The organism is Amycolatopsis acididurans, from assembly GCF_012328925.1.
In the GTDB taxonomy this organism is placed as follows: Bacteria; Actinomycetota; Actinomycetes; order Mycobacteriales; family Pseudonocardiaceae; genus Amycolatopsis_E; species Amycolatopsis_E acididurans.
Window position 1 is genome coordinate 1 of record NZ_JAAXLS010000016.1, and the last position, 17,048, is coordinate 17,048.

The 17,048-nt window shown below is 67.0% G+C and carries 20 protein-coding genes; 4 read left to right on the forward strand and 16 right to left on the reverse strand.

Annotated elements, in window-relative coordinates; translation table 11 throughout:
- Positions 1-441 precede the first annotated feature (441 nt).
- On the forward strand, positions 442-846 hold the full coding sequence (locus HFP15_RS22045) for a helix-turn-helix transcriptional regulator (protein ID WP_168518621.1): 405 nt from the start codon (positions 442-444) through the stop codon (positions 844-846).
- 29 nt (positions 847-875) lie between these two features.
- On the opposite strand, the gene HFP15_RS22050 is transcribed toward HFP15_RS22045, so the two are convergent.
- From HFP15_RS22050 to HFP15_RS22105, 12 genes are all read right to left on the reverse strand, one after another.
- Positions 876-3,710, reverse strand: a complete 2,835-nt coding sequence (locus HFP15_RS22050; protein ID WP_168518622.1) for an AfsR/SARP family transcriptional regulator — start codon at positions 3,708-3,710, stop codon at positions 876-878.
- Positions 3,707-4,141: a TadE/TadG family type IV pilus assembly protein gene (locus HFP15_RS22055; RefSeq protein ID WP_168518623.1), complete on the reverse strand. Its 435-nt coding sequence runs from the start codon at positions 4,139-4,141 to the stop codon at positions 3,707-3,709. The genes HFP15_RS22050 and HFP15_RS22055 overlap by 4 nt, the downstream gene beginning before the upstream one ends.
- Positions 4,138-4,587: a TadE/TadG family type IV pilus assembly protein gene (locus HFP15_RS22060; protein ID WP_168518624.1), complete on the reverse strand. Its 450-nt coding sequence runs from the start codon at positions 4,585-4,587 to the stop codon at positions 4,138-4,140. Before HFP15_RS22060 ends, HFP15_RS22055 begins: the two co-directional genes overlap by 4 nt.
- The gene (locus HFP15_RS43545) at positions 4,584-5,021 is read right to left on the reverse strand and encodes a TadE/TadG family type IV pilus assembly protein (RefSeq protein WP_312871685.1); all 438 of its coding nucleotides are present in this window, start codon (positions 5,019-5,021) and stop codon (positions 4,584-4,586) included. The genes HFP15_RS22060 and HFP15_RS43545 overlap by 4 nt, the downstream gene beginning before the upstream one ends.
- Positions 5,018-5,209 carry a hypothetical protein gene (locus HFP15_RS22070; protein WP_168518625.1) on the reverse strand — a complete coding sequence of 64 codons (192 nt, stop codon included), beginning with the start codon at positions 5,207-5,209 and terminating at the stop codon, positions 5,018-5,020. The genes HFP15_RS43545 and HFP15_RS22070 overlap by 4 nt, the downstream gene beginning before the upstream one ends.
- 22 nt (positions 5,210-5,231) lie before the next feature.
- On the reverse strand, positions 5,232-6,128 hold the full coding sequence (locus HFP15_RS22075) for a type II secretion system F family protein (RefSeq protein WP_168518731.1): 897 nt from the start codon (positions 6,126-6,128) through the stop codon (positions 5,232-5,234).
- The gene (locus HFP15_RS22080) at positions 6,128-7,024 is read right to left on the reverse strand and encodes a type II secretion system F family protein (protein WP_168518626.1); all 897 of its coding nucleotides are present in this window, start codon (positions 7,022-7,024) and stop codon (positions 6,128-6,130) included. Before HFP15_RS22080 ends, HFP15_RS22075 begins: the two co-directional genes overlap by 1 nt.
- On the reverse strand, positions 7,021-8,451 hold the full coding sequence (locus HFP15_RS22085) for a TadA family conjugal transfer-associated ATPase (protein ID WP_210717692.1): 1,431 nt from the start codon (positions 8,449-8,451) through the stop codon (positions 7,021-7,023). Before HFP15_RS22085 ends, HFP15_RS22080 begins: the two co-directional genes overlap by 4 nt.
- Positions 8,448-9,245, reverse strand: coding sequence for a CpaE/TadZ family protein (locus HFP15_RS22090; RefSeq protein ID WP_210717693.1), 798 nt, complete (start codon positions 9,243-9,245; stop codon positions 8,448-8,450). Before HFP15_RS22090 ends, HFP15_RS22085 begins: the two co-directional genes overlap by 4 nt.
- Positions 9,245-9,748, reverse strand: coding sequence for a hypothetical protein (locus tag HFP15_RS22095; protein WP_210717694.1), 504 nt, complete (start codon positions 9,746-9,748; stop codon positions 9,245-9,247). The genes HFP15_RS22090 and HFP15_RS22095 overlap by 1 nt, the downstream gene beginning before the upstream one ends.
- Before the next feature lie 311 nt (positions 9,749-10,059).
- Positions 10,060-11,034: a hypothetical protein gene (locus tag HFP15_RS42220; protein ID WP_210717695.1), complete on the reverse strand. Its 975-nt coding sequence runs from the start codon at positions 11,032-11,034 to the stop codon at positions 10,060-10,062.
- Between the two features lie 26 nt (positions 11,035-11,060).
- A complete protein-coding gene (locus tag HFP15_RS22105) occupies positions 11,061-11,435 on the reverse strand; it encodes a hypothetical protein (RefSeq protein ID WP_168518733.1) in 375 nt (124 codons plus the stop codon).
- A 460-nt stretch (positions 11,436-11,895) separates the two neighbouring features.
- Here HFP15_RS22105 and HFP15_RS22110 point away from each other — a divergent pair, with 460 nt between their 5' ends.
- Positions 11,896-12,582 (forward strand): prepilin peptidase, encoded by a 687-nt coding sequence (locus HFP15_RS22110; RefSeq protein ID WP_168518629.1) that lies wholly within the window; start codon positions 11,896-11,898, stop codon positions 12,580-12,582.
- A 24-nt stretch (positions 12,583-12,606) separates the two neighbouring features.
- On the opposite strand, the gene HFP15_RS22115 is transcribed toward HFP15_RS22110, so the two are convergent.
- The 4 genes from HFP15_RS22115 to HFP15_RS22130 all read right to left on the reverse strand — a co-directional run bounded on the left by HFP15_RS22115 (position 12,607) and on the right by HFP15_RS22130 (position 14,738).
- A complete protein-coding gene (locus tag HFP15_RS22115; protein ID WP_168518630.1) occupies positions 12,607-13,047 on the reverse strand; it encodes an NUDIX domain-containing protein in 441 nt (146 codons plus the stop codon).
- A gap of 91 nt (positions 13,048-13,138) precedes the next feature.
- The gene (locus HFP15_RS22120) at positions 13,139-13,861 is read right to left on the reverse strand and encodes a 7-carboxy-7-deazaguanine synthase QueE (protein ID WP_168518631.1); all 723 of its coding nucleotides are present in this window, start codon (positions 13,859-13,861) and stop codon (positions 13,139-13,141) included.
- Complete coding sequence (gene queD / locus HFP15_RS22125; protein WP_168518632.1) at positions 13,858-14,238, reverse strand: 6-carboxytetrahydropterin synthase QueD; 381 nt, start codon at positions 14,236-14,238, stop codon at positions 13,858-13,860. The genes HFP15_RS22120 and queD overlap by 4 nt, the downstream gene beginning before the upstream one ends.
- On the reverse strand, positions 14,235-14,738 hold the full coding sequence (locus tag HFP15_RS22130) for a hypothetical protein (protein WP_168518633.1): 504 nt from the start codon (positions 14,736-14,738) through the stop codon (positions 14,235-14,237). Before HFP15_RS22130 ends, queD begins: the two co-directional genes overlap by 4 nt.
- A gap of 295 nt (positions 14,739-15,033) precedes the next feature.
- Here HFP15_RS22130 and HFP15_RS22135 point away from each other — a divergent pair, with 295 nt between their 5' ends.
- Both HFP15_RS22135 and HFP15_RS22140 read left to right on the forward strand, forming a co-directional pair.
- Entirely contained in the window at positions 15,034-16,302 is a 1,269-nt protein-coding gene (locus HFP15_RS22135; protein ID WP_168518634.1) for a helix-turn-helix transcriptional regulator, read from the forward strand.
- Positions 16,303-16,337: 35 nt separating this feature from the next.
- Entirely contained in the window at positions 16,338-17,036 is a 699-nt protein-coding gene (locus HFP15_RS22140) for a 2'-5' RNA ligase family protein (protein WP_168518635.1), read from the forward strand.
- Positions 17,037-17,048: the final 12 nt, after the last annotated feature.

The window sequence follows — 17,048 nt, forward strand, 5'->3', positions numbered from 1 at the left end:
GAAACGCTGGACGATGCGGTGGAAACCCGCGCTGAACGCGTTCGAGATCGCCTTCGACGGCCGTCTGGCCGCCGGACGCAAGTAGTTCCCCTTCAACCCGAGTTACACCGCTCGTTTGACAGACCCCAGCGAGACAGCCAGGAACCAAGCAGGTTGCACAAGATCGACATGTCACACGCGGTGAGACCCTACAGTTGACTACGGAGAGTTACATTATGTGATCTGTGCTGCTCTGATCAGGTGGACTTGGTCACTGGGTTGGTGCGAGACCGTGTGGCCGAACGATCATCGGCTTACGTCGAGGTGACTATGGAGGGCAGAAGGGGGTGCCGCTGACACCACGATTGGCGTTGGCGGTATGGAAAACTGCCTCGCGCCTCACGAGGATACCGGGGACCTACGGGGAAAGGAAACCAGGGCATGGGGAGTGGCCCAGACGAGGTGCTCAAATGGTTCGATGCCGTGAATTGGCAGCAGGGGGAATGGGTTCCGGAGATCGTAGTCGCTCTCTGGGATGGCGAGAAGCGATTTCTTGATTTGTTGAAGGAGATCAGAGAGAGCGATACGCAGCACCGGTGGTCGACGCGGACCCGCCCACTAACGAAACAGAGCCTGGCCCGAACCTTGGATGCCATGCAACGAGATGAGCTGGTGTTGCGGCGCGAGGACAATTCCTCGGCGCCTCGGGCGGTTTATTACCAAATCTCACCGCTGCTTCGAGAATTCCTGGACCAGCGAGCGAGGCCGGCTGCGGAGTGGATCGACGACCACCAAGACCTGATCGAGCGGATTCGCGAGCGCAGGTTCCTGCCGGACGGCGATCGTCGCGATACCGACGACCCATGAACGGTGTGATCAGCTATGCCGACTCTGGGTTAGCTGGCAACGCGGTGCTGACGGGCCTGCAGGGCTCGGGCGAGGGTCAGTGTGTTCGGGTCAGGGCGCACGCCGATCTCGGCGAGCGTGGTGGTGAGCAGTTGGACTGTGCGGCTAATGGCATCGGTGAGTCCGAGTTGGGCTTGTACCCGCATGATGTCGCGGTAGATGTCTTCGTTCTCCGGGTTCAACAGCCTGGCGTGTTCGAGCAGTTGGAGTTGCCGCTGCGGGTCGTGTCCGCGGTAGTGGGCAGCCATGCCTGCCAGGGCGTCGACTACGGCGCGGTGGGCGGCTTCTCGCGGCCCGTCGAGCCAGAGCGCGGACATGCCGTCGGCGACCTCCCCACGGTAGGTGGCAGCGATGCGTGACCAGGCGAGCATCCGTTGCTCGTCGGTGGCTGCGATGTGGCGCTCGTGCTCGGCCTGGTGCAGGCGCCAGTAGTCCACCTCCACGAGGTCTGGAGTGAGCGCAACTTGCTCATCGTGCTGGTCGATTAGATCGACCACCTGTCCGTTGGTGGCCTGGGACAGCACTTTGCGGATCTGGGACAAGGACGCGTAGAAGGCGTTGAAGGGTCGGCGTCCCCTGGCCTCGGGCCAGAGCGCTTCCCGCACGGCCTCTCGGGTCGTCCCGGTGGGGTGCAATGCGAGGAAGACCAGTAGCGCCTTGTGCTTGGGTGCGAGCATCGAGGTGAGGTCGTGGTCCTCCCCGCTGGGGCTATGCCAGGTCATGGTGACTGAGCCGAAGATCGAGAGCGTCAACGGACATTCGGGAGGTTCGTCCGACTGCTTGGCTACGCCGATCAGCTCGGGAACCTCGGACGAGTCGGCTATGTCGGGCGGTTCGTCGGTGGCCGTAACCAACGAGCGTGGTGGCGAAACCGCGGCATTCGTGCCCTGCTCTGCTGGGTCTTCGGCGTTGTAGGGAATGTCGTGCTTGGGTGCGGCTGTCTCGTCGTCGAGGCCGTTCTCAGGTTCGGTGCCGGGTTGGCTGCCTTGGCCGTTGCCGCCGTGTTCGTCGACCGGGTCAGCGTTCGCTCCTGGTGGGGCGTCGGCAGCCGGCACTGGTTCCTCGATGAGTTCGGGGTCGTCGTGGTCGGGTTCGGCTGGGGTGTCCTCCGCTGCCATGTGCGAGCCAGGCTCGGTATCGGCGAGCAGCGTGAGCAGATCACGGGTGTCGGTGGCGCCGAGGCTGAACAGGCGGCTGTCGCGCAGGTCCTGGATGGTTGGGCTGGCGGCGGCCACGATGCCGTCGGCGCGGACACGCACGGTGGCCCCGGCAGGCCAGTGGCCGAGCAGGATGCCGGCCGTGCCGGTGGCGGAGCCGGTGTCGAGAACGGATTGCAGCTCGGCGTGCGGGCGGTCGGCTCGGGCGACCAGGACCGTGTGCAGGCTCGTGTCCTCGGATGCGGTGTCAACCGGCGCGGCTCGCGCGGCGAGTTCGGTGACCGCGGTGTCGAGATCGTCGGTTATGCGCAGCCGTGGAGAGTCGGGCAGGTCGGCTCCCATCAGCGCCTGTGCATCGTCGGCAGGGATGACGACAGTGGCGCGGGTGGTGGCCAGCAAGTGCACGAGCAGGGAACGGGCGGTGGCTTGAGCGCCCGCTCCGGTCAGGCCCAGTCCGTGCACGGCGGCGAGGTCGAGGGCGCGGGCGCGCTCATCGCGCACGCCGATCTCCACGGTCGTGCTGCCTGCTTCCTCGGCATCGAACGTGCTGGGAGCCTGCGGGGCGTCGTCGATGGTGACCGGATCGGCGCCGTCGTCGCCACCCCGGTCGGCCTCGTCGAGGCGCGCCTCGTCGTAGGCCAGCCGGAGTGCGTGCACGGCCGGCGCTGGTGCAGGTGGTGGCGTGCGGTCGCCGCTGCCGGGCGTGTAGGTCCGCATCCGCCGTCGGCGGCGGGTGACCATGGCGAGTGTGACCGCGCTGGCCAGGGCTGCGGCGACCAGGCCGCCGCTCCACAATGAGATCGCGGTGCCCGAGGTCGTGGTCACCGGTGCCGATGGCTGGTGTCGCTCCGGTGCCGCTTCGGGTGCTTGATGGTGCGGGGCAGGAACAGGTGCGGGAGGCTCGGCACGTGCGGGAGGTTGCGGTGTAGCCGGTGCCGGTGGGGGCGCCGTTGGCCGGGGAATAGCGTCGCCCGGCAGTTGCAGCACCCAGCCGGGCCGGATCAGGTGCGGATCGGTGAGGGCGCGCCCATCGGGTTGAAGACGCCCTTCGTTGAGGTGGAACAGTTCTGGCCAGCGGTTGCCGTCGCCCAGTTCGCGTTGGGCGATGCGATACAAGCTCTCGTAGATTCCGCCCTGCGGAGGCTGCACGACCACGGTGCCCTGCTCGGACGCCGTGGACTGCTGGGTTGTGGGAGCCGGTCCGCCAAGGCGTTCGGTCGGTCCTGCATCAAGCTGTGTGCTCACGGCGATGGAGACGGGGCGCACCGGGTGCAACGGATCTCCCGTAGCCGCTGGGACGCGTGGGTGAAGCAGGCCGAGAACCGCAGCGGCGACCAAGACGCCGGCCACAGCGTGCATGGGGCCGATCGCCGGGGGCCGCACGCCGCGTACGGCGTCGGGCACGCAGCGGGCCACGTCGAAGGCAAAGACGAGCCAGGTCGGCCACGCAATGCACGCGAGGATGTTTAGCAGCAGGGTGACCGACAACGGGTTGAGCAGTGTGGCCTCGATCTCATCACCTGTGGGGATGTGATCCGGCAGGGGCCACCCGATGAAGGTGATCAGTCCCCACGGCACCCCGATCAGCAGGGCGGCGAGTGCGACGATGGCTGCTAGGGCGGCAAGCAGGCGCAGGATGCGGGCCGCCGTGCGCGCGAGAAGGGTCATCCGCTGCCTCCGAGCGCTCCTTGGTCTGGGTGGGCTTGCCCGTCTCCGGAGACGGTGATGTCGGTGATGCCCACTGCGTTGAGCAGCTGGGTGCGTTGATGGCCGTCGACGTGCACGCGCACCAGGTCCCCGGTGGTGCTGACTGTGCCGGTGACGCCGACGGAGGCCAGGTAGCGTTCGGCGGTGGCCTGCGCGGCTGAGGGATTCAGCCGGGCTGGGCCGCCGCTGCGGTACGCGGTCAGGTCGAGTTCCTGCGCACCCGCGCGGGCGGCTTCCTGCGCCTGGCCAATGGCTCGCGTCTTCGCGGCCAGTGCAAGCCCGCCGTCGAGCACCAAACCCGCGAATAGCAGGCACGCGGTCGCGATGATCACGACGAACGCGGTGACTCGCCCCTGTTCGTCGGCGGTCAACCCACGCCAGCGGCGCCTCATGCCCCCGCACCTCCCGTCTGGGTGCCGCGCCACTGATCCACGACCGAGGAAGCTGTGGACTCGGCCGTCGTGGCGCCGGGAACCCCCAGCAGCGTCAAGTCCGACAGGCCGATGTCGCAGGTCACCGTGACCATGACGGTGCTCCCCGGTTGCAGGCGGCCGAGTTGGGCGGTGACGGTCAGGCTGCGGCAGCTGACGCCGGCTTGAGCGAGCGCGGCTTCGGCGGTGCTGCGAGCGTCGGCGTTGGCCTGAGTGCTGCTCCGGGCCAGTGTCGCCGCGCGGACGGCTTGGTGGGCGGCGTCGTCGACGCGCAACCGCGAGTCGGCCAGGCGTCCGCAGAAGACCACGAACAGCAGCAGGATGATCAGCAGCGGAGCCAACAGGGTCAGCTCGGTGGCCACCGAGCCCTGTTCGTCACGGCGCAATCGCCGCAGCAGGGCGATCATCCGCCTACCTCCGGGGTCACGAAGCGCTCGGTCGGTCCCGCCGCTCGGGCTCGGACCGGGAGATGGAGGAAGGGGACGACAGTCGCCGCTTCACCGGATATGTCCACAGTGGATTGCTCGGGGCCACGGACGACCGCGGCCTGTGGGTTGCGCAGTGGCCCATTCCCGAGCTGGGTTAGGACACTGTCGGCCTGCGTGTGTCCGCCCGCGTTGCTGCCGCCTTGGACCCGTGCGGCCGAGAGTGCTTGCGACGCTGCGGCTTGCGCGATGTGCTGGGCGTGCGCCCAGACGGCGAACTGCGCAATGACGAGCAGGAGCAACAGCAGGGCTGGCACCGCAAGCACCAGTTCTGCGGTGACGGAGCCCTGTTCATCGCGGCGGAGCCGGCGCAGCCGATCACGGGCTCGCCGGGACCCACTTCGGGCAGCAATCACATGGTGCCCCCGATCTCGTTTGCCTTGCGGGTGACGGCGGCGACGATGATCGCGATCACGGCCAGCGCCGCGGCGACCAGCAGTGCGGTCACTAGGACGGTCTCGGTGGAATAGCCGCGCTCGTCCGCCCGGATCTCTGCAATGCGGGCGCGGACGGTGACGACGATGACGGTCAGGTAGCTCAACATGCGATGGTCTCCTCCTTGCCGGTCACAAACTGCCGAGCACTGTCGACAGCGCTGGGTAGGCGATGAACACCAGGAAGCCCGCGAACAGGCAGATGACCGGCAGTGACATCCGCTCGGTGGCGGCCTGGGCCTCGCCTTCGGCCTCGGTCAGCTCGTGAGTGCGCATCGCCGAGGCTTTGGCCGCCAACGACGCGCGGACCTTGGCGCCTTCGGTCCCGGCCAGCGAGACCGAGGAGGACAGCTCGACCAGCTCGCGGATATCAAGTTCCTCGCCCAGCTGACGCAGCGTGTCCCACGGGGTGGTGCGAGTAAGCCGCGCAGTCGTGAGGGCACGGCGGATGCGCGCGAAGGCCCAGCCCTGGCCGATATTGGCCGCGTCAGTGAGTGCCCCGTCGACGCCAGCCCCGCCAGCCAGCGACACCCGCACCAGATTCAGGTACGCGCCCAGAGCGTGCCGGAAACTGGCCCGCTTACGGACGGCCTGCTGACGCACATCCAAGTCCGGCAGGAGGAAGCCGCCGACGGCACAGCCGAGGCCGAGCACGAACGGCACCTGCCACGGAAAAGACACGCCAGCGGCCCACAGCAGTGCCTGCACCAGGCTCGGCAGCAACAGCCCGGCCACGGCGAGCACGGCCTTCTCCGCGAGCAGGGTCTCCGACGAGCGTCCGAGCACCAACAGGTCGCGCTGCTGGCGGGCAGTGGGAAGCCCCAGCGCGGCCAGCGGGCGCACCGCTGGGCGGCCCCATTTCGCCGCCCAACCGCCGGAGTCCACAGCGGTGATCGTGGGTCGTGCCGCCGGGGCGCTGCGGGTGGCCGCGAGCGCGCTGGCCAGCGACGGGCGCGGCGGCAGCAGCCACACCAGCAACGCCCAGAGCCCGAGCCCGGTACCAGCCCCGAGTAGGAGGCTCGTGGTGATCACGACCGCACCCCCTGACCAGCGGTCGGAGCGGCGCCAGCCAGATGGGTCAAGAACCTCTCGGGCTCGCCCATGCGCGCGATGCGGGCCAACCACCAAAACGCGATTCCGAACAGCGCGCCGACCAGCAGCAACATGATTTGACCGAACGCCCCGTCGTAGGGGGCCAGGTAGCCGCGGTTCAGGAGCACCAAGCCGGCGGCGAAGATCAGCGTCGTGGTGACGATGACCCGGACGCTCGTGCGGGTGCGTGCCCGACCGGACTCCACGCGCAGCCGCATCGAGACCTGCTCGCGTGCCTCGGTCGCCAGCTCGCCCAGCAGGTCGGCCAACTGCCGAGCCTGGTGCTGAGAGGCCAGCACCAAGGCGCTGATGACCAGGTCCGCTGTCGGGTCGTTGAGGTCGTCGGCCAGCCCTTCCAGCGCGTCGGCGAGCTTGTCGCCCCGCTCGATACGCACCGACAGTTCGCCGATGTCGTCGCGGATTGCCACGGGCGCGGTGTCAACGGTGGCCTGGATCGCCTGTTCCAGCCCGGCCGCGGCCGACAGCGTGTCCCGCAGCATCTCGGTCCAGGCCGCGACTGCCTCGATCCGCGCGACCCGGCGGGCCTGGTCGGTGTCCCGGCCCAGCACGCGGGGCAGTACTCCGATGGCGAGCGCGGTCAGGATGCCGCCGACGACCCAGCCGGTGACCGTACCCACCAGCACGCCCGTAGCCACGCTCAGCGCGATCCAACGCGTCGACGTGGCGTGACGTAGCCGTTCGAACCGCTGCGCCCACCGGCTGGGCATCCTGGCTTGCTCGGGGTCCTGACCGCGCACCCCGAGGATGACTAGGAGCACGCCGAGAGCGAAGCCGACGCCGAGCACGCCGGCCAGGGCGCTGGTGCCAGTCATGGATGCCACCACCCCTCGGTGCGTTCCAGCACGTCCGGGTCGAAGCCGGCCTCGGCCAGGCGCTCGACGGTCTCGGTGCGCAGCGGCACACCAGGCACCGCGCGCCCGCCTGGGCCGGGGCGATAGACCTCGTTGGACACGATCTGCTTGTCGTCAGCGCCCACGACCTCACGAATCGAGGACACGACGCGGGTTTTGTCGTCGCGAGCCTCGGCCAGGTGCACGACGAAATGCACCGCGCTGGCGATCAGCAGGTTGGTCGCCTCCAGCCCCAGCCTTTCGGGACTTTGGGCGGCGTAGGTCGCCAGCTTGGTGAACGCGCCGCGCGAGTCGGAGGCGTGCACGGTGGCCATCGATCCGTCGTTGCCTTGGGTCATGGCGTTGGCCATGGGGATCAGCTCGGCGCCGCGGACCTCGCCGACGATGACCCGGTCCGGGCTCATGCGCAGTGCCCAGCGGACCAGGTCGGCCTGGGAGATCGCTCCTTCCCCTTCCACGTTGGGTTCTCGTGCCTGCAAGGCGACGGTGTCCGGGTGTTGCGGGTCGCGGTCCAGGCCCAGCTCGAAGTTGTCCTCGATGGTGACCAGCCGTTCCTGGGGCGGGATGGCCGAGGCCAGTGCGCGCAGCATGGTCGTCTTGCCGATCGCGGTGCCGCCGACGATCAGGATGTTGAATCGCGCTCGCACCAGCGCCGATAGCAGTGATTCGAGCCCGGCGTCGATCGTGCCGAGCTGTCGGAGCCGGGCGAGTGTGACGCGCTGGAATCGGTGTCGGCGGATCGACACCGAGGGCCGGCCGGTCACTGCCATCACGGCAAACATCCGGGACCCGTCCGGCAGCTCAACGCTGACCCCAGGTGAGCCGCGGTCGAACCGCCGTTCCTCCACGCCTGCGCGGGTGGCCAGGGAGCGCACGAGGTCGATCAGTTCGTCGTCGGAGGCGGCCACCGGCGGCATCTGGGCGCGCTCGCCGTTGGCATAGCGCACGAACACCCGGTCGCAACCGTTGACGTTGATGTTTTCGATGTCTTCGTTGGCCAACAACGGCTGCAGGCCGCCCATGCCAAAGATCTCGTCGAGCACCGACGCGGTGATCTGCCGCTCAAGCTCGTCGGGCACCAGGCCGGCGCCGGTCGGATGGGCCAACTCATCCGTGGCATAGGCATCGGCGGCATCGGCGGCCAGCTTCTCTGCAAGACCGCGCCGGGCTTGGTAGTCCAATGGTGGTCGGCCGTGCTGTTCATCCTCACGGATACGCTCGGCCAGCCCTTCGGAAACCGCGTGGCGTAGCCGTGTGCGCAGCGCTGCCGCACCGGGGTGCTCGCTGCGGAAATCTCCATAACCAGGCTGAGCCCCTGCAGCCTGCTTGGGCGGGGTCGGTAGGTGACGCACCTGAGCGGCGCGGTTCTCGTGGTAGTCGGTCGTCATCGGGGCACCACCCCATTCCCGTGGGACGACGCCTGCGGTGCGAAGTCGGGCGCCGTGGCGTGCGGGTTCTCCGGTTTGTTGTGGGTGTCGATGTGGGCGACGAGGGTGCGGGCGACGCGGCCGGCGGCGCGGCCCAACGGTGACCTGTCCGGCGTGCGGCCCCGCCCCTGTCCACACAGGACCGCTGCGCCTGGGCGGTCGTCGGGCAGCGTGCCCATCACCGGCACACGCAGCTCATGCTCGACCTCGGTGCGGTCGTAGCCGTCGCCGATAAGCACCAGACCGGGGGTTCGGGTCCAGGTCGGCACCTCGCCCAGCAGCGTCGCTACGTGGGACAGTTCGTCGGCGTGAGGACGGGCCATGACCAAGACCGAGTCCGCCCCGCGCAGCAGCGGGAGAGCCGGCGACGAGGCGTCCACTCGACCGACGTCGACCAGCACGGCCGCATCAGGCAGGCCGGCCGCCGCACGTACGGCCCGCACGCCGCGAGTGGTCAGCACACTCAACGCGGCGCGGGCCTGTTCTGCGGCCACCGGGCCAGGAACCACCCGTAGCCCCCCGGGCAGTCGCTGGCTGTGTTCGGCCAGCAGATCCGGGCCGGATTGTCGCCGCGCTGCTGCGGCCAGAGACACCAGACCCGGGGTGGCCGCCAGCCGGTGGCGTGCGGTGAGATCTCCACCCGCCGGGTCGGCTTCGATCACCAATGGGTCGCCGACCGGCCAGCAGGCGGCCAGCGCCAACGCCGCCGTCGTGACCCCGGGCGACCCTTTCACCGAGCAGACTCCGATCAGCATCACTGGCCTCCTGGCGGGACGGCGACCAACGCCAGCTGGCCAGGCGGGATCGCCGCGACCTGCCGTGCGTTGACGGTGGGCAGTTGCAGGGAGACGACGGTCGATTGGTCGTTGGTCTGCGGGGCGACGCTGGTGACCACCGCCGACCACGGGCCGCTGGAGGGCGTGCTCTGCGTTGATCCAGTGCTCGAACTGGCCCCGGCGCCGGACGTGACGATCACGGACACCGTGGTGCCAGGCGCGATGTCCGGCGGCACTTGGCCGGCTTTCACCGCCACAGCCACCGTTCCTTGTCCGGGCGGCGGGACCTGCGGGTGCCCCAGCGCTGAACGAGGCAGCAGTGTGCCGCTGGGCAGGGAATAGGCCACCGGTTGCCCGAGCACCGAGGATGCTTGGCTCGCAGGGACCACGTCGGTGCCTGAATCCGCGGACAACGGCACCTGCCGCAGATCTTGTGGGGTCAGTACGTGGCCGACGGTGACCGGGCGTGCCAGGCTCAGCATGGGTTCGCGTTGGCCGACCTGCAGGACCGTGACTACTGTTCCTGCGGCGCAGACCACGATCAGGAGCACGCCCAGGACCAGGTACGGTACCCGGCGTCGTCGCCCCGTTCCTGCGGCGACGCGGGAGGGCATTCCTGGTTTGCGGCCCGCCCAGGACCGTGGAGCGGTGGGCGGCCCCTGCTGAGGTTCGTGGGTCGATGTGGGTGTGGACATCCGGCGCCTCCAGGCAATGAGGTACCCACCACCCCATTCCGCGCAGGAATAGGGTGTTCCGTGGACGAATTTTCTGCTGTGTCTACAGTGGACTGTCGCTAGTTCGGCGCGTTGTTGAGCGCCTGCGATTCCGCCACTGCGAACGTTGCGTTCGACGTCGTTGTCAGGTCCGGGAAGGTGCCGCCTCGTCCGGCTCCGGACCACGTCACCGTCCAATGCACGGTGGCGTTCACCGGGTAGGTGTTGTTCGGTTGTCCTTGCGAGGTCTCGCGGTAGGTGTAGCCGCAGTCCGGGGAAGCCGCTCTCGGGTTAGCGCCTGACGGGAACGGACTGCCTGCACCAGGGCAGGTGATCGTGGAGCCATCTCCCATCGACCATGTCACTGACTGCGGGGTCGCGGTCGCCGTCACGGAGACCCCAGGTACCGAAGCGGTCGCGGTCTGCGGTTCCCACTGGCCCCGTTCCATCCACAACCAGGTCGGCAGGTTCACCAGCTGTGTCTGCGCCGGGGACGCGTGGATCTGCGGCGAGGGAAGGTGTAGCTGGTTGTATGCCTGCTGAGCGAGTTGTTCCGGCGACGGCGCAGGCTGCGCTCCATCGGGAATCCAGATCGGCGGTCGGTACAGCGCATCGGCGAATCCCTGACCCGAGCACTGGTACATGTACCACGCACCTGGTTGCCCCGAGGACGGCTGCTGTTGCTGGGCAACCCGAACCCGCGCCGCCGACGGCGCAGCCCGGTACACCGCCGGTGTCACCGTGATCGCCCCGCTATCGCTCGGCGGGTGGTATGCGATCGTGGTCGTGCCCTGACTCGGCGGCTGATAGTCGCTGCGCACGTACCGGCAATCCGCCAGGTTCGGATCGCCCAGGATCTGATCCCCCTGCGGCCGTGGAGGAGCTGAGCCATCACTGTCGGAACCCGGCTGCTGCGGACGGGCCGGTGGGCGTCTCGGCTGGCCGCCTTGTCCCGCCCCAAGCTGGCACCCTTGGTAGTTCACCTGACCGCAGTCGACGCCGCCCCAGATGTCCGCCAGCGCCGTGCCGGAACCACCAATGACCAATGTGGACACTGAGCCGAGGATGATCGCTGCACGCCTTAGCACGAGCCCACCCCCTGGACTGCGAACTGGTTCACCCGCCACGTCCCGTCGGCCTGCTTCTTGACCTCGGCAACGATGGCGCGTCGCCCACCCGGGGCGTCGTTGATCGGATCGTTGGTGCCCTCCCGGACCTTCGACGTGCCGCTGGAGTCACCGCAGTCCGAGATCATCACCGTCTCCGGCGCATTCTGCGGCTCTGCGGATGTGACCTGTGGGTAGTTCTTTGGGGTCCCGCGGCTGACGACGTGGTTGAAGTGGTCGGTGTAGATGCTGCGAGTGATCGTCGTGAGCGCGTTCGCTGTGGCGTACTGAGCCAGCTCCGGGGCCTGCCAGTTCGAGGTCTCCCCGGCCCGAGCCATCGACTGCCACATGCCCACGTACGCCGTCGTGGCTTGCTCCTTCGCCGCGTCGGCCGGTGAAGGAACTGACGACGGCGGGGGCGTTGCGCCCGCGCTCTGCGGCGGGCTCGCTGGTGAGGCGGGAGCCGAAGGGGTATGCGAGCTGCAGGCGACCGCCGCGACGGCGCAAACGATTACCCCAGCCGACAGAGCCGCGGACGAGACGGACTGACTACGCATACGACCCCCAGTACGGTGGGTTTCCTCCGCTGTGCGTGATCGAGGCACCCCACCACGTGTACAGCCGGTTGCCTCGGTCACATCAACCGGACCAAGGGGAAAAATCACGGTCTATGGCCATTGAGGGCGGAAATTCACTCGTTTGGCCCAGCGATTAGATGCATAAGGCTCTTGCAATACATCCAACGGGCCATTGCGTAACTACGCTCTGCAATAGCCTCTAGCAACGGTGCGTGTTGCTACCGTGCCCGGAGTGTTCACTCATGCGCCAGATGTCCCCGACCTCGCGATCGTGGCTGGCGGCACCCTACTCGGCGCCGTGATCTCCTTCGCTGTCTGGCATCGGGAAGCGCTGACGCGGCGATGGCAACCGGCGGCGCAACTGGCTCTCACTGGGGTGCTCTTGCTGATGCTCACGTGGCGGCACGGTGCGACCCCGGAGCTATTGATCCCCGTTGGATTCACGGTCGCGGCAGTGCCTCTAGCTCTACTCGACCTGCACACGGGCAGGCTGCCGAACTGGCTTCTCCTCGTGGCCTGCCTGCTCACCCTCACCGGAGCGCTCATCGCGACGCTCGCCTACCTACACACGAAGCCCTTGGTTGGACTTCTGTTGGGAGCTGCAGTGTTCGGTGGCTTCTACACAGCGTTGTACGTGTTCTTGCCGGGGCATATGGGTGGAGGCGACCTCAAACTGTCCGTGATCGCGGGTGCTGCGCTGGGCTGGCAGAGCTGGTCTTGGGCTGTGAGTGCTTCCCTTCCAGCAGAGGGTGTACGGCTGCTCGTCCAGTTCGTAGGGGTACTGCTGTTGATCTGGCTCCTGAACGCGGTTTCCTACCTCGTCGCGAGAGCAGTGACGGGCCGACGAGTGTCTGCGGTGCTTCGACACGGCCCGTTTCTGGCGCTCGGTACGGTCTTGGCGGTTCTACTCCAACCGTAGGGCGAGGGGTCTGGAACGACCCTATTACCCGCTGGTTTTAGCGGTCGCGATCCACGGTGCCCATACACGATTCTCCATGAGTGGATCACGAAGTTGCTCAGCGATCGGCCGTGGTCGAATATCGACGCTGTCGATGTTTCCCCACCAAAACCATTTCAACTCGGTGTCACCTTGGATTGTGTCTTGTACTGGGTGTGCGAGATTAACGTCGAACAGGAATCGCACTTCGTGGTGAGGAGGTTTGGATTCCGGCTCCATGCATTCGAGGATGACGACGAAACTGTAATCGTGAACTGGTAATCTGAGTGATTCGCGGAGAGTTCGCAGCAGTGAGTCCTCTATGGGCTCGCCGGGTGCCACGTTGCCGCCTGGCAAGGTCCAGTAATCCTGCTCTCTGTGGCGACACAGCAGTACCTGTTGGTCGTAGCAGATTACGCCGTTGCTCACGACGTCGATGGCAGTCATGCGTCATCCTCCCTGGTAACGCGCTTTAGCGAGGGCGAAGTGGGCTCATCGTAGTCTCGTGGTCCTCCTCGGTTTTCTGTTGGACATGGGCTCAACGACCGCGCTGATCCCCCCAAAGGAGGATGTGCAGTCTTGTGGAGAGGTTCCAGTTCCTGCGAACTGCTTCGTCTGCCAACCATGGCATACGGTCTAGAACGGTTTCGCGGGTTGTACCTTCCGGCATGACCCACAGTGGAGTGAGGTCGAATTCCTCTTCGTATCGGGCTATTTCACTCAGTTCCTCTTTGTGGGAAACGACGAATTTGAAAATCGCTTTTCCTGAAGCGGTGAATACTCGAAGCGCTCCAGGGTTAATCCGGGTGCTCTGCGCTACTTTCTTGCCTGCGAATGTTGCCGTTTTGGGTGACACGTTGAATTGGGTGACCGAGTCCAGGAGTTCTGGGCCGGGAATTACCGTGCCGTTGGTCTCTATCTCGATGCGACGTCCGTCCTCGACGAGTGATCGGACGAGCGGAACGAGCGCTTGCTGCTGAAGCATCGGCTCGCCGCCGGTGATGACGACGAGTTTGGCCGGTTGGCTCATGACCCAGAGACGCAACTCGTTGGTGGCGATCCTGCGGCTTTCGTGCCTTGAATTGAACCGAGTCCAGTCCCACGTGTATGGCGTGTCGCAGCCAGGGCACGACAGATTGCATCGCGAGAGCCGGATGAAGAGCGCCAGCTTCCCGGTTGAGGAGCCTTCGCCCTGGAGCGTGGGGCCGAAGTACTCCGCCACGAGCAATGGACGCGCGACTGGGTCGGCTGCTGTGGTCATGATCGCGGCACCTGGTACTCGGCCCAACTGGTCGGGCTCTCGTGGACCCGCACCATCTCCAAGCTCGCGGGGATCGTTGGTTCTACGTGTTCCCTAAACCATTCGGCGATGTGGCGGGCTAGGTTCTCGCTGGTTGGCTCGACGTCGATAACTTTGTTGAGGTGTCGGTGATCCAGCGTGGCGTCCAGATAGTTACGTAGCGGGCGTAGCTCGCCGAAGTCGGTGACGAATCCCGGAGACGCTAACTTCGCCGCCGAGAGCACGACCTCGACCGTGTAGGTGTGTCCGTGGAGGCGGGAGCATTTGTGCTCCGGCGGCAGACTGGGAAGACAGTGGGCAGCGTCGAACGTGAAGCTCTTGCCGATTCGGTAGCTCATCGAATCATCCCGTTCCTGTTTTGGATACCAGCGGTGTCGGCAAGCAGCGCGGCGCCGAGGCGCATTTGCCGGGTACGAGCTGCTAGAGCCGATGGTGGGCGGACGGTTACCGGGCTTTGCCGCGCGACTGGAACGTGCAGTGACCGCGGCGCTGGCGCCGATGTCGTCGGCGCCTGTGGGTGGTCGGGGTGAGGAAGGTCGAGCAGCGCCCGGAGTGCCTGCTTCGCCTCACCCACGTAGACCCACACGGCCAACTCGGGCGCGAAGACGTCTGTGACGGATGCGGTGAGCACTCGTGCGCTCACGACGTCGTCGATGCCGCGGATCACGACGAGGTCGACCCAATCTCCCCAGTCATAGGTACCGACGATGACCGTTGGCTGACGAGGCCCATTGCAGTACCGCAGGGTAAAGCCGTCGCGAGTGACAGCCATCAGCAACTCATCGACCTCCGCACCGGCGGGGTCGTCGACAGGATTGTCTTGGCTGTGGGGGTCCATGAGGTGGCGGTACCGTCGCGAATCGATTGCAGGAGGTGCAGGTTGCGGCGAGGCGTCGGGGGATTCCAAGCGGTCGGGGGACCGCCTCGCCGCAACCGAGCTGCAGTCAACCGATCCGAGGAGCCCTCTACCAGAGCAGACTCGCTGCATGAATGCTGCACCGCTGCTGCACGCGCCGAGCTGACCTGCACCGATGCCGTGGCCATGACCACTACAATCACCTGATCGGACAGAGACGTAGCCCGAGATGGTTACGTCTTCGCCGGACATACTTGGGAACGCACTCGGGGGTGGCATGGCGCGTCAGCAACGTGGATTGGCCGCACGCCGTGCCGGCCTGGGCTACACCCAAGAGCGCTTCGCGGAAGCGGTCGGGGTCGAGCGCAGCACCGTCTGGCGCTGGGAAAACGGCGCGGTTGCTCCCCTGCCTGAGCACTGTCCACGTATCCGGGCCGTGCTCGGGCTGACGCCCGCCCAGCTCGATGAGCTTCTGCGCGAGACTGCCGCTGATCGTGGGTCAGCTCCCGGCCAACTGTCGGAGCACCGAGCCGTCTCGCCGGCTTTGTCGTGGGATGACCCGGACGAGGTGTTGCTGCATCTTCACGAGTTGCAGGAGTCGAACATCGGTGACGGCCAGGTGCGGCTTCTGGAAGACCAGGTGCATCGCACCGTCGCCGAGTACGAGCAGCGCGGCCCCGCCGAACTCGGACCACCCACCGCCCGCTTGCGCAGGCGGGTCCACCAGCTGCTGGGCGGCCGTCAGCTCCTGCGAACCCGCTACCGGCTGCACCGGGCCGCGGCGCAACTTTCCGGGCTGCTGGGCTACATGGCCGTTAACACTGGCCGGTTCCGGCTCGCGAGCGCGTACTGTGCGGAAGCCCTGCACCTCGCTACCGAGATCGAAGACATTGACCTGCAGGTGTGGGTATGGGGCACCCGTTCACTGGGCGCGTACTACCAAGCCGACTACGCCCGCGCCCACGGTCACGCAGCGCGGGGTTGGGCACTGGCGCCCAACAGCCCCCAGAGCATTCGCCTCCTGGCCAACGGCGAGGCTCGGGCTCTCGGTCAACTTGGTGATCGTGCGGGTGCCGATGCGGCCGTCGGACAAGCCTTGGCGTTGATCGATCGGTATGACATCGACCCAGGGCTCACGCCGTGTATTTCCTTCGAGCCGTACGGCTACGCTCGGGTGGCTGCGAACGCGGCCACCGCCTACGTCCCGCTGGGCGATACCGCACGCGTGTTGCATTACACCGGCGACGTCGATCCCGCCGTGGAGCAGGCGGATTCCGACTGGAGTCGGGCTTTGGTTCGGCTCGACATCGCCACGGCCGTGCTCCGGCAGGACGATGCGGACCTGGAGCAGGCCCTTGCGCTGGGGCGGGAGGCGTTGCGCGTGTGCGCTGACCACCCGATCCGATCAGTCTGGCAGCGTGCCACCACGTTGCACGGGCTCACCCAACGCTGGGCCAGCGAGCCTCGGGTCATCGAGTTCGCCGACCAACTCCGCACCTGGCGCGGTCGTCCCCAGGTCCAGGCGATCTCCGGCGGAACCCGTTGACGGCTGTTCATCGGAGACCGGTAGGTGTGTACCGCATGGGCACCTCGTACAGCTCGACCTTCCCCGCCGCGCCGCCAGCTGACCCTGACGACCCCGCCAGCGTCGCCCAGAACGACCAAGCTGCGTTCGAGCAGGTCGAGCAGATGCTGTGCCACTGGGACCGTCCCCATCGGCGCTCGTACCACTGGATGGTCACGCTGGACCAGGAGCCTCGTGCTATCGAGTTGAGCCAACGTTGCCAAGCGATCCTTCCCGACGATGGCTTGGACCTCATCCCGCCGGAAAATCTGCACCTGACCGTGCGGCGCTTCGGGTATGTCGATGAAATTCCCGTCGGCAAGCTCGACACCGCCGTCGCCACCGTCAGCGAGCACTGCCAGGGGAGCAGTCCCTTCCGCCTCCACCTGCTGCCTCTAGCCGGCTCACCCGGTGCCCTTCGATTCAGCGTCGCCCCGTGGTCCCCGCTGCTGTCCCTGCACCGAGCGGTGTCCGCGGCCTCGGGCTACGACGAGGTCGACCCACTGACCCTGTACCGGCCGCACGTGGGCGTTGCCTACAGCAGCCAGGTCCAGGCACCAGGCCCCTTCGTCGCGGCTGCTCGCGACGCCCGGTCGTTGCCGTCAGCCGAGATCGCCGTCACCGAGCTGCGGCTGGTCGAGCTGTACCGCACCGACCACCAGTACCGATGGCGTGTTCTCGAAAGCCTCTCGTTCGCTGGCGAGGTGATGCGCTGAGAATCTTCCTGC

Bases quoted from the DNA above. Each gene is read 5' to 3' on its own strand.
- HFP15_RS22050 (WP_168518622.1), bottom strand. From the start codon at position 3,710: ATGACCCTTCTCGCGCGCACGGCGGCCCGCATCCTGCGCCTGCTTGCC.
- HFP15_RS22070 (WP_168518625.1), bottom strand. From the start codon at position 5,209: ATGTTGAGCTACCTGACCGTCATCGTCGTCACCGTCCGCGCCCGCATT.
- HFP15_RS22130 (WP_168518633.1), bottom strand. From the start codon at position 14,738: ATGGACCCCCACAGCCAAGACAATCCTGTCGACGACCCCGCCGGTGCG.
- HFP15_RS22105 (WP_168518733.1), bottom strand. From the start codon at position 11,435: ATGTGGCAGTCGATGGCTCGGGCCGGGGAGACCTCGAACTGGCAGGCC.
- queD (WP_168518632.1), bottom strand. From the start codon at position 14,238: ATGAGCTACCGAATCGGCAAGAGCTTCACGTTCGACGCTGCCCACTGT.
- HFP15_RS22090 (WP_210717693.1), bottom strand. From the start codon at position 9,245: ATGCTGATCGGAGTCTGCTCGGTGAAAGGGTCGCCCGGGGTCACGACG.
- HFP15_RS22120 (WP_168518631.1), bottom strand. From the start codon at position 13,861: ATGACCACAGCAGCCGACCCAGTCGCGCGTCCATTGCTCGTGGCGGAG.
- HFP15_RS22115 (WP_168518630.1), bottom strand. From the start codon at position 13,047: ATGACTGCCATCGACGTCGTGAGCAACGGCGTAATCTGCTACGACCAA.
- HFP15_RS22060 (WP_168518624.1), bottom strand. From the start codon at position 4,587: ATGATCGCCCTGCTGCGGCGATTGCGCCGTGACGAACAGGGCTCGGTG.
- HFP15_RS22055 (WP_168518623.1), bottom strand. From the start codon at position 4,141: ATGAGGCGCCGCTGGCGTGGGTTGACCGCCGACGAACAGGGGCGAGTC.
- HFP15_RS22140 (WP_168518635.1), top strand. From the start codon at position 16,338: ATGGGCACCTCGTACAGCTCGACCTTCCCCGCCGCGCCGCCAGCTGAC.
- HFP15_RS22085 (WP_210717692.1), bottom strand. From the start codon at position 8,451: ATGACGACCGACTACCACGAGAACCGCGCCGCTCAGGTGCGTCACCTA.
- HFP15_RS22135 (WP_168518634.1), top strand. From the start codon at position 15,034: ATGGCGCGTCAGCAACGTGGATTGGCCGCACGCCGTGCCGGCCTGGGC.
- HFP15_RS22080 (WP_168518626.1), bottom strand. From the start codon at position 7,024: ATGACTGGCACCAGCGCCCTGGCCGGCGTGCTCGGCGTCGGCTTCGCT.
- HFP15_RS22095 (WP_210717694.1), bottom strand. From the start codon at position 9,748: ATGCTGAGCCTGGCACGCCCGGTCACCGTCGGCCACGTACTGACCCCA.